15 protein-coding genes are annotated in these 14,938 nt (G+C 62.9%); 9 read left to right on the top strand and 6 right to left on the bottom strand.

Features of this window, described 5'->3' with window-relative positions:
• Positions 1-80: 80 nt before the first annotated feature.
• Positions 81-365 carry a septum formation initiator family protein gene (locus FHW92_RS06935; protein WP_246869987.1) on the bottom strand — a complete coding sequence of 95 codons (285 nt, stop codon included), beginning with the start codon at positions 363-365 and terminating at the stop codon, positions 81-83.
• 220 nt (positions 366-585) lie between these two features.
• On the opposite strand from FHW92_RS06935, the gene FHW92_RS06930 reads away from it, so the two are divergent.
• Positions 586-999 carry a PilZ domain-containing protein gene (locus FHW92_RS06930; protein WP_168602520.1) on the top strand — a complete coding sequence of 138 codons (414 nt, stop codon included), beginning with the start codon at positions 586-588 and terminating at the stop codon, positions 997-999.
• Here FHW92_RS06930 and FHW92_RS06925 read toward each other — a convergent pair whose 3' ends face one another.
• Both FHW92_RS06925 and FHW92_RS06920 read right to left on the bottom strand, forming a co-directional pair.
• Complete coding sequence (locus tag FHW92_RS06925; RefSeq protein ID WP_168602519.1) at positions 1,000-2,373, bottom strand: cytochrome P450; 1,374 nt, start codon at positions 2,371-2,373, stop codon at positions 1,000-1,002.
• Complete coding sequence (locus FHW92_RS06920) at positions 2,366-3,484, bottom strand: hypothetical protein (RefSeq protein WP_168602518.1); 1,119 nt, start codon at positions 3,482-3,484, stop codon at positions 2,366-2,368. The genes FHW92_RS06925 and FHW92_RS06920 overlap by 8 nt, the downstream gene beginning before the upstream one ends.
• A gap of 4 nt (positions 3,485-3,488) precedes the next feature.
• Between FHW92_RS06920 and FHW92_RS06915 the strand changes: the two genes are divergently transcribed.
• On the top strand, positions 3,489-3,767 hold the full coding sequence (locus FHW92_RS06915) for a hypothetical protein (protein ID WP_246869986.1): 279 nt from the start codon (positions 3,489-3,491) through the stop codon (positions 3,765-3,767).
• Positions 3,768-4,011: 244 nt separating this feature from the next.
• Here FHW92_RS06915 and FHW92_RS06910 read toward each other — a convergent pair whose 3' ends face one another.
• The 3 genes from FHW92_RS06910 to FHW92_RS06900 are packed head-to-tail and all read right to left on the bottom strand — an operon-like array spanning position 4,012 to position 7,746.
• Positions 4,012-4,704 carry a response regulator transcription factor gene (locus FHW92_RS06910; RefSeq protein ID WP_168602516.1) on the bottom strand — a complete coding sequence of 231 codons (693 nt, stop codon included), beginning with the start codon at positions 4,702-4,704 and terminating at the stop codon, positions 4,012-4,014.
• 8 nt (positions 4,705-4,712) lie between these two features.
• Positions 4,713-6,338 (bottom strand): ATP-binding protein, encoded by a 1,626-nt coding sequence (locus FHW92_RS06905; RefSeq protein WP_168602515.1) that lies wholly within the window; start codon positions 6,336-6,338, stop codon positions 4,713-4,715.
• Between the two features lie 55 nt (positions 6,339-6,393).
• Entirely contained in the window at positions 6,394-7,746 is a 1,353-nt protein-coding gene (locus FHW92_RS06900; protein WP_168602514.1) for an MFS transporter, read from the bottom strand.
• Positions 7,747-7,975: 229 nt separating this feature from the next.
• Between FHW92_RS06900 and cyoA the strand changes: the two genes are divergently transcribed.
• From cyoA to FHW92_RS06865, 7 genes are read left to right on the top strand one after another with little or no spacing between them, the layout of a single operon-like run.
• On the top strand, positions 7,976-9,133 hold the full coding sequence (cyoA, locus tag FHW92_RS06895; protein WP_172249243.1) for a ubiquinol oxidase subunit II: 1,158 nt from the start codon (positions 7,976-7,978) through the stop codon (positions 9,131-9,133).
• A 12-nt stretch (positions 9,134-9,145) separates the two neighbouring features.
• Entirely contained in the window at positions 9,146-11,164 is a 2,019-nt protein-coding gene (gene cyoB, locus FHW92_RS06890) for a cytochrome o ubiquinol oxidase subunit I (protein WP_168602512.1), read from the top strand.
• Positions 11,164-11,778 (top strand): cytochrome o ubiquinol oxidase subunit III, encoded by a 615-nt coding sequence (gene cyoC, locus FHW92_RS06885; protein ID WP_168602511.1) that lies wholly within the window; start codon positions 11,164-11,166, stop codon positions 11,776-11,778. Before cyoB ends, cyoC begins: the two co-directional genes overlap by 1 nt.
• Positions 11,778-12,137 (top strand): cytochrome o ubiquinol oxidase subunit IV, encoded by a 360-nt coding sequence (gene cyoD / locus FHW92_RS06880; protein ID WP_168602510.1) that lies wholly within the window; start codon positions 11,778-11,780, stop codon positions 12,135-12,137. Before cyoC ends, cyoD begins: the two co-directional genes overlap by 1 nt.
• Positions 12,137-12,862, top strand: coding sequence for an SURF1 family protein (locus FHW92_RS06875; RefSeq protein ID WP_168602509.1), 726 nt, complete (start codon positions 12,137-12,139; stop codon positions 12,860-12,862). Before cyoD ends, FHW92_RS06875 begins: the two co-directional genes overlap by 1 nt.
• Positions 12,863-12,874: 12 nt before the next feature.
• Positions 12,875-14,173, top strand: coding sequence for an ATP-binding protein (locus FHW92_RS06870; protein ID WP_246869985.1), 1,299 nt, complete (start codon positions 12,875-12,877; stop codon positions 14,171-14,173).
• A complete protein-coding gene (locus FHW92_RS06865) occupies positions 14,170-14,706 on the top strand; it encodes a response regulator transcription factor (RefSeq protein WP_168602508.1) in 537 nt (178 codons plus the stop codon). Before FHW92_RS06870 ends, FHW92_RS06865 begins: the two co-directional genes overlap by 4 nt.
• Positions 14,707-14,938 lie beyond the last annotated feature (232 nt).

The following is a 14,938-nucleotide window of genomic DNA, read 5'->3' as shown; positions in this document are numbered from 1 at the left end:
ACCGTCACATACGAATTTTGTAATGACCGCGCATCACTTCCAATGGCCCACTTGACAGGCCGCAAGGAATCACCGCGCGATCAGTTCACCATCATGATGATCTCATCAGGATGCGCAACATTAAGATTTTTCCGCAGCAATTCTCCGGCCAGATCGGGGTCGGCATGACGCGGATCGAGCAGGTTGACACGGTTGCGCAATTCATCGCGCTGAACCGCCAGTTTCTGGATTTCCTGACGGCGCTGCTCCAGCAACTGGCGATTCTCGCTCCACGCCAGCAGGCCGCTGGGCCCGGCGATCGCCACGGCAAGCATGATCAGAAGCAGACACAGGGCCACGCCCTGCGCCACGGCTTCACGCGCCATTTTTGGCCTGTGCATTCTTTGTCGCATAATTACCAAGAATCATAATTGAGGTCCGCTTTCAAGCGGGAACGCGCAGGAAACCGGGCAAAACCGCCGAAATTTTCGACGAAACCCCGCCCTCCTTCCTCACACCTACGTAAACTAACCTAATCCCCGGTTCAGGCCAACTTTGTCGGACTGTTTTAGAGAATCAGACCGCATTCCGCTTCAGGACAAAGTTATGTCTCAGCTCGACACCACCAATGATCCCTATGCTGACCAGCGCAATGCCCCGCGCAACAATCTGCTGCTTTCCTCTGTCTGTCACTGGCCCAACCGCCAGTTGGATGAACGGGTCAAGATCCGCAATGTTTCGGCCACCGGACTGATGGCCGAGGGCACGCTGGGCGCCACTGTCGGGGAACAGGTCGTGCTGGAATTGCGCAATATCGGGGCCATCGAGGGCATTGTCGCCTGGGTTCAAAGCAACCGCTTCGGCGTGGCCTTTGCCCGGCCGATTGACCCCGTCCTGCTGCGCACCCCGGCCGAAGTCGGCGCCAAACAGAGCGAGACCCGCGATTATTACCAGCGCGGCCCGGTCTCGGTGCTGAACCGCCAAGATGAAACAAGGACCGACCGCCTGCGCCGCATCTGATCAACGGGGACGCAGCACCAGAGTAAACCCGTCGCGCGGGCGCAGGGTCAGCCGCGCCACCACCTCCGGCCTGCGCCGCCCGGCGGGAAATTCCAGCCGGAAATGGCGGATCACCTCGGCCAGAATCAGCGCAGCCTCCTGCTGGGCAAAGCCCGCGCCGATGCAGATTCGCTCGCCCTTGCCAAAGGGAATCCACGCCTCCTTCAGCGCCTCGGCCCCCTCGGGCGTGGCGAAACGGTCGGGGGCAAAGGCATGGGGGCATGCCCAATTGCCCGGATTGCGCTGAACCAGCCATGGCGCGACCAGCATCAACTCGCCCGCCCCGATTCGCTTGTCGCGCATGGTCACGGGCCTCTCGGATGTGCGCGGCAGAAACCCCACCGGCGGATAGAGCCGCAGCGCCTCGCGATAGAGGTTGCGCACTCCCTCCAGCGCTCTGACATGCTCATAGTCGAGCGGCCCGCCCCCCGTCGCCCCCTCGATCTCGGCATGAAGCCTTTCCTGCATCTCCGGGCATTCCGAGAGCAGATAAAGCGCCCAGCCCAGCGAAGTTGCCGTCGTCTCATGCCCGGCCAGAAAGATCAGCGCCAGTTGGTCCACCAACTCGTCGGCGGTGAACGGCGCCCCGCTGACCGGATGGCGCGCATCGAGCAAGGCGTCGAGAATGTCGCGTCGCTCGCCTCGCCGCTGCGCCACCCTCACCTCCACCATAGGCGCAAAAACCGCCCGCACCCTCTGCCCCAACCGCCGCGCCCTGCGCCCCAGCCCAAAGCCGGGCAGCCGATATAGGCGCAGCAGATGCGCCCGCTGCGACACGCTCTGATATTCGCCAAAGGCGCGATAGACCGCTTCGGCCTCCGCCTCGCCCAGTTTCACCGAAAAGATCGTGCGGAAAATCACATCCGCTGTCACATGCGTCATCAGCGGATCGACATCCACTGCCCGTCCGCCGGCGGCATCCGCCTGCCCCCGCATCCGCGCGATCATATCCCGCGTGGCCGCCGCCATCAGCGGAAAGGCGCGTTTCAGATTGGTGTGAACAAAGGCCGGATTGACCATGGCGCGCTGATGCGCCCATTCCTCGCCATTGCTGACAAACACGCTGTTGCCGATCATCGGGGAGAGCATGTCATGCACCATGCGATGCTTGGGAAATTGCGCCGCATCGTCCAGCACCTGCTCGACCAGGGCCATATCGTTGACCATGAACGCCCGCCCCGCTGGCAATTGCGTCACGCCCAGCTTCATCGTGTAGGCCCGGCCATGGAGCATATCGAGCCAGCTCTTGCACCAGCCCAGATAGAAGCGGCGTATCAGCCCCGGCTTTTTGGCCAGAGGTTGCGGATAGGGCGGAGTGAAAGGGCATTCATGCATGGCGCTGCGCCTCAAACGCGGCGATGGATTGGCCGATCCGGCGCCCCGAGGCCACCAGCCCCAGATAATCCACCGGCGATGCGCGATCCAATCGGCGCAGATAATCGAAATGGGTCTGATATTTATCGCGCCGCCTCCGCGCATAGCGGGCCGGATCGCAATAGACGAACCATCGCGGCGTGATCTGCACCAGCCCCTCCGGCGCCTCCCTCGCCCGCCCAAGGCATGGTGCGACCAGAGGCACACAGGCCCCATCGGTGACCGAGGCGATATCCAGCCAGCGAAAATCCCCGGCAGCCACCGCGTCCAGATCCGCGCCAAACCACGCCGCATCCCCCCGGCAGGCGATGAGCTGCACGACGCTGCCCAGCGTCACCAACGCGAAATGGTCCGGCATCGCCCCGCCCCGCCGCGCCAGCAGACGCGCCATCACCATCACCGACAGGATCGTCCCCGCCGAATGGGCGATCAGCAGCACCTCGTCCCAATCCTCCTCCAGCGCCGTAGCGATGCGCTCGGCAAAACTGTCGAGCCGCTCCTCCAGCCCCGCCGCCTCCCGGCGCGATACGATCGTGCTGAAGATCACAAAGCGCAGCAGCCACAGGCTGTGCAGCCGCTTCTGCAGCTCTATCGCCAGCGCCCAACCCAGAGCGAGCGCCACCGGCAAAGCCAGCCACCCGCGCCCCAGCAGGCCCCACAGCCCCAGCGCAAACAGCATGGGCAGCGCGATAAACAGCACGCCGGGCGAAAACAGCGTCACCCACCCCGCCCTTGGCCAGCGCCGCGCCAATTGCCAGTCCAGATGGCGACACAGGTGCCAATAGGTCCTTATCCCCTGCCAAAGCAGCGCGGGAGGATGTTTTGCCCATGTGGCCCGGACGATATCGTCCCACACCAGAAATTCATGCGCGCCCGACACCGCCCCATCCTCACGCGCCAGCGTCCAGGCCACATTGCACCCCGCCCGCCCCCGGCGCGAGAGCGTCAAGCCCTCCTCCTTGCGCGCCTCTTCGGCCAGCAGCGCGTGGTAATAGCGCGCCCCGCGCGGGTCATATCCGGGCAGGTAGAAGATTTTGCGCTTGAAAGCGGGCGCGGGCGCGGGTCTATCCATGGCCATGACCCAGCGCCGCTACTGCCTGTTCATGAATGGCCGGATCCACAACCGCAACATCGGGTGCAAACGGCATGACAATGCCTATGGCATCCGCGGCGGCGGCAATGGGGCGGACCGGCGCCGGGCGGACCACGCGCTCTATGCCCATATGCGCGAAAACCGCGATCCGCTGGCCCTGCCCGTACTGGGTTTCACGCGTCTGTTCGGGTGGTTCTTCTTCAACTATCATGGCAAGCCCTGGCGCGGACAACTGATCCGCAAGCTCTTTCCGGGCTACTGAATTTGCCTCCTGCGCAACACAGGGCTTGCAACCGAAACGGCGGCAAGAATCAGTGTTTATGGCTTTTTTAGGTGCAAGCCATGCGGGGGCTGGATAGGCTGGGTATCAGAAAAACAAAACATGCCGGCCTTTGTCTGGCTTTCCGATCCGCAACTTTGTGTGGTCGCCTTCATCATCAACCTATCCCTAAGCGATATGAAGGCGGCCCCTTTCCTTTGTGCCCGTTTTCCTTCCGGCCCCGCAATCAGACCGACGCGGGCACCAGCAGACGATAACCCACGCCCGGTTCGGTCAGGATCATCTGGGGATCGGACGGATTGATCTCCAGCTTTTGCCGCAACATGCCGATATAGACGCGCAGATATTGCGGATCGGCTTCTGAGCGGCCCCAGCCCGCAGCTAGCAGGCGCTTTTGCGTCACCACCTGCCCCGCGCTGTCGGCGAGCATACGCAGCAGATTGTATTCCTTGGGCGAAAGTTTGATAAGATCGCCGCGCAGACGCACCTCGCGCGTGCCGAAATCAATGCTCAGATGGCCCAGATCCAGCCCCTCGGGCACCTCGATCAGATGCTGCCGCCGCCGCAGCGCCGAACGCACCCGCGCCAGCAATTCGCCCAGCACAAAAGGTTTGTCGACATAATCATCGGCCCCTTCGTCCAGCGCGGCGATCTTCTCGGCCTCCTGATGGCGGGCGGAAATCACGATGATCGGGGTCGAGGATGTCTCGCGGATCTTGCGGATCACCTGCTTGCCATCCATGTCGGGCAGACCCAGATCGAGCAGCACGACATCGGGATCGGCCAGCAGGAAACTGGCCAGAGCGGCGGTGCCGTCGCTGGCCACGGTCACCTCATGGCCAACCGCGCGCAGGGCCGGGCGCAGCGCCGTCACGATGCCCACTTCATCATCCACCAGCAAGATATGACCGCTAACCATATGTTCCCTTATGCCTTCATGCCTGCCGCGCCCGGCGCCGGATCAACAGCGTCATCCGCCATATTGGCGCAAATATCGTCCTCATCCTCATCGGCCAACCGGCTCTGGTCCTGCTCCATCAGGGGCAGGATGATGGTGATGCGCGTTCCCTGCCCATCGCGCAGCGGCGATTCAAGTCTAATCCTGCCGCCCGAGGCCTGAACAAAGCCGCGCACGATGGCCAGCCCGAGCCCCGAACCTTGCGGCACGCGGGCATCGCGCGCAAGCCGGTAGAAGCGGTCGAACACCCTTTCCTGCTCGGCAGGAGGGATGCCATGGCCCTCGTCGCTGATGGCGATATGGCACCACCGGCCCTCGGGCATACAGGCAATGGTGATCGGGCTGCCCGCCGGACTGTAGCGGATCGCGTTCTGCAGCACATTGGTCACGGCCAGATCAAACAGCGTGGCATCGGTGCGCACCAGCAATTCCTGCGGCGGCATATGCAGCGTCATCGGGTGGGTCTGGCGATGCATCTGCACCCGGCCCATGATCGCGCGCAAACTCTCGCCCACCGGCAGCAGCGACCAGCTCAACCCCTCCTCGCCCGCCTCAAGCCGCGTCATCTGGAGCAGGTTGGTGGTCAGGTCATTGAGCCTTGCCGATTCTTTCACGATGCCGTCCAGCAGCTCATGCGAGGTTTCGCTGTCAAATTGCGCCCCGAAACTCAGCAGGCTCGCCGCCGAGGCGCTGATCGCGGTCAGCGGGCTGCGCAGGTCATGGCTGACCGAGGCGAGCAGCGCCGATTTCAGCTCCTCGGTGCGGGCATGGGCATGGGCCTCGGACAGGCGCAGCGACAGATCGATCCGCTCGAGCGCCAGCGCCGCCATCCGCCCCTGCGCCAGCATGAAGCCGATGCCGCGGGCCCGCGCCGTGGCGCGATCCACCACCATCGCCCCCACGCAATGTTCGCCCGCCAGCAATCGGCAGCCGATCAGATGCTCATCCTCCAGCCATTCCGGCTCCCACAGCATCGCGGCCTTGGCCAGCGCGATCCATTCCGGGCCCTCGGCGCTATGGCCCACCGGCGCGGCGCGGCCCTCGGTCATGCGGTAAAGGCCCAGCGACCCGCCCTGTTCGGCCAGCAGGCTTTCGCACAGGATGTCATGCACGGCCTCATCGCTGCTCGCGCTCTGCAACTGGCGCGAAAGGGACAGCAGGCTGGCCAATTGCTGGTTCGAACGGTTGGCGCGCGTCGCCTCGTCGCGCAGGCGGCCCGAGAGCAGGCCCGAAATCACCGCGCAAAGCGCAAAGACCACCGGCGGGGCAAGGTCGGTGGTGCGGCTGATCGCCAGTTCAAACACCGGCTCGGATACAAAGAAGTCAAAGAGCAGCGAGGACAGCAGCGCGCAGAGCAGCGAGGGCATCAGCCCATAAAGCGCCCCGACCATCGAGACGCCCACCACGAACACCAGCGAAGCATAGCCCTCGCCCAGCCAGGGGTTGAGCAGGATGCCCAAAAGGGAAAAGCCCGCAACCAGCCCCAGCGAGGCCAGATAGGGCCATAAGGGATGCGCGCGCATGGGATCGCCCTTGATCGCGGGGCGTTCGGGCTCTGTCACAGCCTTGAGGTCAAGAGAAAGGGGGCTTTTCACGCCCCCTTTCCTTTGCAGATCCAAGACCTGCGGGCAATGGTGTTGCCGTCCGCGATCAGACCGCCAGCGACATCGGGCTCATCGCATTGTTGCGATTGCCCGCAAGTTCACGGTTGGCCCACAGCGCGATCAGCGTGGCCGCCGCGCCCGAGAGCAGATAGGCCCCCGACGAGATCAGCCCATAGGTCGTGGCCAGTTTCAGCGCGATCAGCGGCGCAAAGGCGGCCCCCACCAGCCATGCAATATCGCTGGTCAGCGCCGAACCCGTATAGCGATGCTGGGTCGAGAAGCTGGACGCCACAGCGCCCGAGGACTGGCCAAAGGAGATGCCCAGAATGGCAAAACCGATGGTCATGAAGGCCACCTCGCCCCCGGTTCCCTGGCCCAGCAATTGCGGGGCAAAGCCGGAGAAAGCCGCAATCGCCGCCGCCGAAGCGCCCAGCACAGCGCGGCGCCCGAAACGGTCCGCCATATAGCCCGAGACGATGATCGCCATCACGCCGATCATGGCCGCACCCGTTTCGATAATCAGGAACGAGGCCGGGCGTTCAGGCGTGTTGAGCATCACATAGGAGAGCGGGAACACCGTGACCATGTGGAACAGCGCAAAGCTGGCCAGAGGCGCCAAAGCGCCGATCAGGATGGTGCGGCCTTCCTCGCGGATGGTGACGATGGCCTTTTCCGGCTGCAGGTCGCGGCTTTCGAACAGGCGCACGAATTCGGGCGATTCCACCAGACGCAGGCGAGCGAACAGCGCCACCACATTGATGGCAAAGGCCACGAAGAACGGGAAGCGCCAGCCCCAGCTCAGGAAATCCTCGGTGGGCAGCGACGAGACGAAAAAGGCGAACATGGACGAGGCCACGATCAGACCCAGCGGCGCGCCCAATTGCGGCACCATCGCAAACCAGCCGCGGCGGTCACGCGGCGCATTGAGCGCCAGAAGCGAGGCCAGACCATCCCAACTGCCGCCCAGCGCGAAACCCTGACCCAGCCGGAACAGGGCGAGCAGCGCGATGGCCGTCTTGCCTAGCGTGGCGTAGCCCGGCAGGAAGGCAATCGCCGCCGTCGATCCGCCCAGCAAAAACAGCGCGATGGCCAGCTTGGCCGTGCGGCCGTAGAGTCGGTCGATGGTCATGAACACGAACGTGCCCAAGGGCCGCGCGACAAAGGCCAGCGGAAAGATCGCGAAGGAATAGAGCGTGCCGGTATAGGCATCGGTGAACGGGAAAAAGAAGCTCGGAAATACCAGCACCGAGGCGATGGCATAGACGAAAAAGTCAAAGAATTCCGAAGTTCGACCGATAATCACGCCAATGGCGATCTCACCGGGAGAAACGTGATCGGAATGGCCAGCATGGCCCGAAACGACCCCTGCGGCCACCCCGTTTGAAACGGAGGTGGTCATGTTCAGCATCCCCAAAATCGGGCCGGTGTTTTCCCCAAGGAACAACCCGGCTTTTCTCTTTAATTATGGTCCGTCCACAAGGTTCCAAAACGCGCGGAAAACCGCAGATTTCAGGGCCTTTTGGCGGGCCTGAAATGAGACTGCATCAAAAGATCCATGATGGCAATCAAATTGATGGGACAATATGTCCTATCGCGGTTGCAGCATGAGCCTCCTACGCGCGGGCGCCATGAGCACGCAACCCACCCTCCTTCGTCACGCGAGCCGGCTCGGCAGCCTTGTCAGCCTCGCCTCGCTCTCCGCCTGTAGCCCGGTGGTGCTGAACCCCGCGGGCGACATCGCCAAACAGGAAGCCAGCCTGGTGGTCACGGCCACGCTGCTGATGCTGCTGATCATCGTTCCGGTGATGGCGTTGACCGTTTATTTCGCGTGGAAATACCGCGCGACGGCCGGCGCCCGCTATGAGCCCGAATGGAACCATTCGACCCAGCTCGAACTGGTGATCTGGGCCGCGCCGCTGATGATCATCATCGCGCTCGGTTCGCTGACCTGGGTGACCACCCACACGCTCGACCCGTTCCGTCCGGTGGCCCGCATTGCCGAGGGCAAGCCCCTTGCTGCAGATGCGAAGCCGCTTGAAATTCAGGTCGTCGCGCTCGACTGGAAGTGGCTGTTTATTTATCCCGAGCAGAAAATCGCCACGGTCAACGAACTGGCCCTGCCGGTGGACCGCCCGGTGCATTTCAGCATCTCGTCCTCTTCGGTCATGAACTCGTTCTACATCCCGGCGCTGGCTGGTCAGATCTATGCAATGCCCGGCATGACGAGCGAACTGAACGCTGTACTCAACAAGACCGGCACGTTCGACGGCTTCTCGGCCAATTATTCTGGCTCGGGCTTCTCGCACATGCGCTTCAAGACCTATGGCCTGGCCGACGCCGATTTTGACCAGTGGGTCGCCAAGGTTGCCAAGGGCGGCGACAAGGACAGCGCGGGCGCGCTCGACACCGTGGCCTATCTTCAGCTGGAACAGCCCAGCGAGAAGGAACCGGTCCGTCACTTCACCACCGTGGCCGACGGCCTGTTCGACAAAATCGTCAACCTCTGCGTCCGTCCGGGCAAGATGTGCGTGCGCGACATGATGGCGCTCGACGCACGTGGCGGCGCCGGCAAGGCTGGCATCTATAATGTCGCCGCGCTGACCTATGACAAGAATGGCCGCGAAACGACCATCCCCGTCATCCCCGGTCGCGCTGCAGCGCAGGCCGATGCCCGCACCAAGGCTTTCGTGCGCGCGATCTGCGTTCCCGATGGCGTGAAGACCCCCGTTCCTGCCGCCGCTGCCAAGCTGTCGCTGGCCGCCCCTGCGCGCACCCCTCTTAGCTGATAGCGAGATCCCATGATCCCGACCCATTCCCATTGGACACCGCTGCTGGGCCGCCTTGGCCCGGACGCGATCCCGACCGAGCCGATCGTGCTCGCCACCTTTGCGGCCGTTTCACTCGGCGGCATCGCGCTGGTGGCCGCGCTCACCTATTTCCGCCTCTGGGGCTATCTGTGGAAGCAGTGGTTCACCAGCGTCGATCACAAGAAGATCGGCATCATGTATATGGTGCTGGGCCTCATCATGTTCCTGCGCGGCTTTGCCGACGCGATCATGATCCGCAGCCAGCAGGCGCTCGGCTTCGGCGGCTCTGACGGCTATTTGAACAGCCACCACTTCGATCAGGTGTTCACCGCCCACGGCGTCATCATGATCTTCTTTGTGGCGATGCCTTTCGTCACGGGCCTGATGAACTATGTCGTGCCCTTGCAGATCGGCGCGCGCGACGTGTCCTTCCCCTTCCTGAACAACTTCTCGTTCTGGATGACGGCGGGCGGCGCGGTGCTGGTCATGCTCTCGCTGTTTGTGGGCGAATTCGCGCGCACCGGCTGGCTGGCCTATCCTCCGCTCTCTGGATTGGCGTACAGTCCCGATGTCGGCGTGGATTACTACATCTGGTCGCTGCAGGTGGCCGGTGTCGGCACCACGCTTTCGGGCGTCAACCTGATCGCCACGATCATCAAGCTGCGCGCGCCGGGCATGACCATGATGAAGATGCCCGTCTTCACCTGGACCGCTCTGGTCACCAACATCCTGATCGTTGCCGTGTTCCCCGTGCTGACCGTCGTTCTGGCCCTGCTGGGTCTGGACCGCGTGTTCCACACCAACTTCTTCACCAATGACTTCGGCGGCTCGCCGATGCTCTATGTCAACCTGATCTGGATCTGGGGCCACCCGGAGGTTTACATTCTGGTGCTGCCGGTGTTCGGCGTGTTCTCGGAAATCGTCTCGACCTTCTGTTCCAAGCGCCTGTTCGGCTACACCTCGATGGTTTACGCCACCTGCGTCATCGGCATCCTGTCCTATTCGGTCTGGCTGCACCACTTCTTCACCATGGGTTCGGGCGCGTCCGTGAACTCGTTCTTCGGCATCACCACCATGGTGATCTCGATCCCCACCGGGGCCAAGCTGTTCAACTGGCTCTTCACCATGTTCCGCGGCCGCATCCGGTTTGAACTGCCGATGATGTGGACGGTCGCCTTCATGCTCACCTTCACCATCGGCGGCATGACCGGCGTGATGATGGCTGTGCCCGCCGCCGACTTTGTGCTGCACAACTCTGTGTTCCTCATTGCCCACTTCCATAACGTCATCATCGGCGGCGTGGTCTGGGGCGTGTTTGCCGCGATGAACTACTGGTGGCCCAAGGCTTTCGGCTTCAAGCTGAACCAGTTCTGGGGCAAGGTGTCGTTCTGGTGCTGGGTTCCGGGCTTCTGGATCGCCTTCACCCCGCTCTACATCCTTGGCTTCATGGGCGTGACGCGTCGTATGCGCGTGTTCGACGCCAGCTTCGATCCGCTGCGCGTCTATTACTGGATCGCGTTGGCAGGGGCCTTCCTGATCGCAGCCGGTATCGGTGCGATGCTGATCCAGTTCGCCGTGTCGATCTGGAAGCGTGAAGAATACAAGGACGAAAGCGGCGACCCGTGGGGCGGCCGCACCCTGGAATGGGCGACCTCTTCGCCTCCGCCGGAATATAACTTCGCCTTCACGCCCAAGATCCATGACATCGACGCCTGGGCCGACATGAAGGCCAAGGGTGTTGCCCGCCCGATCAGCGGTTTCCAGGACATCTACATGCCTCAGGGCACCTGGGCCGGTATCGTGCTGGCGGGTCTGTCGACGGTCTGCGGTTTCGCGCTGATCTGGCAGGTCTGGTGGCTGGCCGTGGTGATGCTGGCCGGCATCGTCGGCACCGCGATCTTCCACACCTTCAACTATAACCGCACCTTCTATATCAAGGCCGACCATGTCGCCGAGGTTGAAGCTGCGCGCACGGCCCAACTGGCCGCGCTGGAAAAGGGAGCCGCGTAATGGCGAGCACCAACCTCACCGAGCAGTATTACGATCTGCACGAACACGCCCACCCGGACGGCTACAGCACCACGCTGGGCTTCTGGATCTACCTGATGAGCGACTGCCTCATCTTCGGCATGCTGTTTGCCACCTTCGCGGTGCTGGGCGGCAATTATGCCGGAGGTCCGGCGCCCAAGGATCTGTTCGACCTGCCGCTGGTGGCGCTCAACACCTCGCTGCTGCTCTTCTCGTCGATCACCTATGGCTTTGCCATGATCGCGATGCAGAACGGCAGCAAGAAGGGCCTGATCGGCTGGCTGATCCTGACCCTGTGCTTTGGTCTGGGCTTCCTCTCGATCGAACTTTACGAATTCCATCACCTGATCGAGGAAGGCGCCGGGCCGCAGCGCAGCGCTTTCCTGTCGGCCTTCTTCACGCTGGTCGGCACCCACGGTCTGCACGTGACCTTCGGTTCGATCTGGCTGGTGACGCTGTTGTTCCAGGTGGGCAAGCATGGCCTGACCGAGGCCAACAAGCGCCGCCTGTCCTGCCTCTCGCTGTTCTGGCACTTCCTTGACGTGGTCTGGATCGGCGTGTTCACCTTTGTCTATCTGATGGGAGTGCTGCGCTAATGGCTGACCATTCGCATGGCCACGGCCACGAATCGGCGTTTCACGCCACCACCAAGGATTACGTGATCGGCTTCGTCCTTTCCGTCATCCTGACCGCCATCCCCTTCTGGCTGGTGATGAGCGGCGCGATCGCCGACAAGTCGACGACCGCCATCGTCATCACCGCCTTTGCCGCGGTTCAGGTTGTGGTCCACATGATCTACTTCCTGCACATGAACGGCAAGATCGAGGGCGGCTGGAACCTGATGGCCGCACTGTTCACCATCCTTTTGGTGGCGATCATCCTGTCTGGTACTCTGTGGGTGATGTTCCACCTCAATGCCAACATGATGCCGGTCAAGATGGACGGCATGGGCTGATGAGGCCCAGCCCATTGGGCCAGCAAAAGGGGCGGCGCCGGATTCTTCCGGTGGCCGCCCTGCTGCTTTGTGCGGCGCTGTTTTCGGCGCTGGGCGTATGGCAGGTGCAAAGGCTGGCGTGGAAACGCGCGTTGATCGCGCATGTGAACGAGGTTTCGACCGCCAATCCGGTCGAGGCGCGGCTGCTGCCGATGGCGCCAAACCCGCGCGATCTGGCCGATCTGGAATATCGCCACGTCTGGGCGCTGGGGCGGTTTGAGCCGCAGGGCACCACGCTGGTCTCCGCGCTGACCGAGCGGGGCGCGGGCTATTGGGTGATGGCGCCGCTGCGCATGGGCGACGGGCGCACGGTGTGGATAAATCGCGGCTATGTGCCGCTGGGCAGCACCGCTCTGGCCGAGGCCGCGCGCACGCCCATGGGCGAAGTGGCGATCACCGGCCTTCTGCGTAAAACCGAGCCAAAGGGCCGCTTTCTGCAGGCCAATGTGCCGACGCAGGACCGCTGGTATGCGCGCGACATTGCTGCCATGTCCGCCACGCGCGGGGTGAAGGGTCAGGCCGCATGGTTCATTGATGCGCAAGGCCCCGAAATCCCCGGCAACCCCATTCCCGGCCTGACCGTGGTGCAATTCCCCAACAGCCACCTGCAATATGCGCTGACATGGTTCGCCATGGCCCTGCTCAGCCTGTTTGCCATCTGGCTGGTCTGGCGGCGCGCACCCTGATAAAGCGCGGCCATGGCAACCCAAATCGCGCCCGATTATGACATAGCCCCCGCCTCCTATGGCAACATGGGACTGCTGGTTCAGCTGCGCTGGATCGCGGTGCTGGGGCAATTGGTGACGATCTGGGTGGCGTGGCGCGTGCTGGGTGTGCGCCTGCCCATGGCCGAACTGGTGGCGGTGCCGGCGCTTCTGGCGCTGATGAACATCGGCACATGGGCCTATGGGCGTCAGCGCGCGGGCTATTCCTATCTGGAACTTCTGGGCGCGCTGATGCTCGATGTCGAGGCGCTGAGTTGGCAGCTCTATTTCACCGGCGGCGCAACCAACCCCTTCATCTTCCTGTTTCTGGTCCAGATCATGCTGGGCGCGATCCTGCTGCCCGCACGGTGGAGCTGGATCGTCGCGCTGGTCGCGTGCTGCGATGTGGCGTTCCTGACCTTCGATTATCGCCCGCTCGATCTGCCCCCCGCATATGTGGGCGAACATTTCCGGCTCTATCTGCTGGGCAGTCTGGCCTGTTTTGTGCTGATCGCGGCGCTCTTGGTCTATTTCGTCGTCCGCATGGACCGCAACCAGCGCGCCAGCAGCGCCGCCCTTGCCGCCCTGCGCCAACAGGCGGCGGAGGAGAATCATATCATCCGATTGGGCCTGCTGGCCAGCGGCGCGGCGCATGAACTGGGTACGCCAATGGCCTCGATGTCGGTAATCCTTGGCGACTGGGCGCGGGAAAAAACCATTGCGGGCGACCCGGACCTAGCGGCCGATGTGGCCGATATGCAGGCGGAATTGAAACGCTGCAAAACCATCCTGTCGGGCATTTTGATGGCCGCGGGCGAGGTGCGCGGCGAGAACCCCAGCGTCACTACCGCGCGCAGTTTCTTAAGCGAAATCGTCGAGGACTGGCGCGCGCGCAGCCCCGCCCCCATCACGCTGGACGACCGGCTGGGCGAAGATGTGCCTATCATCGCCGACCCGGCGCTGCGGCAAGTGATCGGCAATGTGGTGGACAATGCGCTGGAGGTTTCGCCCGGCGGAATCGCCATCATCACAACGCGCGAGGGCGACATCTGGCGGATCGCCGTGCGCGATTTCGGCCCCGGTTTCGCCCCCGACATGATTGACCAGGTCGGCCGCCCCTATCGCTCGACCAAGGGGCGCGATGGCGGCGGGCTGGGCCTGTTCCTCGTAGTCAACGTGCTGCGTCAGCTTGGCGGGCGGATCGAGGTGAGCAACACTGAGGAGGGCGGCGCGCTTGTCATCCTCTCGATACCATTGTCGGCGCTCGCTTTTACGGGCAAAGGAACATCATGAACAACCCCCTGCCCCATCTCGTGATCGTCGAGGATGATCCCGCCTTTGGCCGCACGCTGCGCCGTTCGTTTGAGCGACGCGGCTATGAGGTGCTGCTGGCCACCAGCCCCGACGAACTGGGCCTGCTGATGACCAGCACACGGTTTCAATATGCGGTGGTGGACCTGAAACTGGGCACCGCCTCCGGGCTGACCTGCGTGCAGATGCTGCACGAAAAGGACCCTGAAACCACCATCGTCGTCCTCACCGGATTTGCCAGCATCGCCACCGCCGTCGAGGCCATCAAGCTTGGCGCATCGCATTACCTCGCCAAGCCGGCCAACACCGACGATATCGAGGAAGCCTTCTCCAAGCGCGAAGGCAATGCCGCCGTCCCCGTCGAAGGGCGCAAGACCAGCATCAAGACGGTGGAATGGGAATATATCCATACCACGCTGGCCGAATGCAATTTCAACATCTCTGAAGCCGCGCGGCGATTGGGGATGCATCGGCGGACTTTGGCCCGGAAGCTGGAGAAGCAGCAGGTTAAGTGAGGGGGTTTTAGGGGGGGGGTAAATATGCCTCCGGCGGGCAAAGGGACTCGGTCCCTTTGCAATCCCGTTAATGGGTGGCGCGAGATTGGCCAGGCTGTGTGGCGATTTTGAAAGCCTGCGGCGCGGGCTGCGCTGATTGGCGCCGCAAGCTTTAAAATTCAGACGTTGCGGCATTCAACCAAGGCCGATGTGAAGCGCAACAAAGACATTATGGGGATTGCAAAGGGCCCCC

Source organism: Novosphingobium sp. SG707 (assembly GCF_012275515.1).
In the GTDB taxonomy this organism is placed as follows: Bacteria; Pseudomonadota; Alphaproteobacteria; order Sphingomonadales; family Sphingomonadaceae; genus Novosphingobium.
Note: the sequence above shows the minus strand (reverse complement) of the source record. Positions and strands in the feature narration are given on the sequence as shown.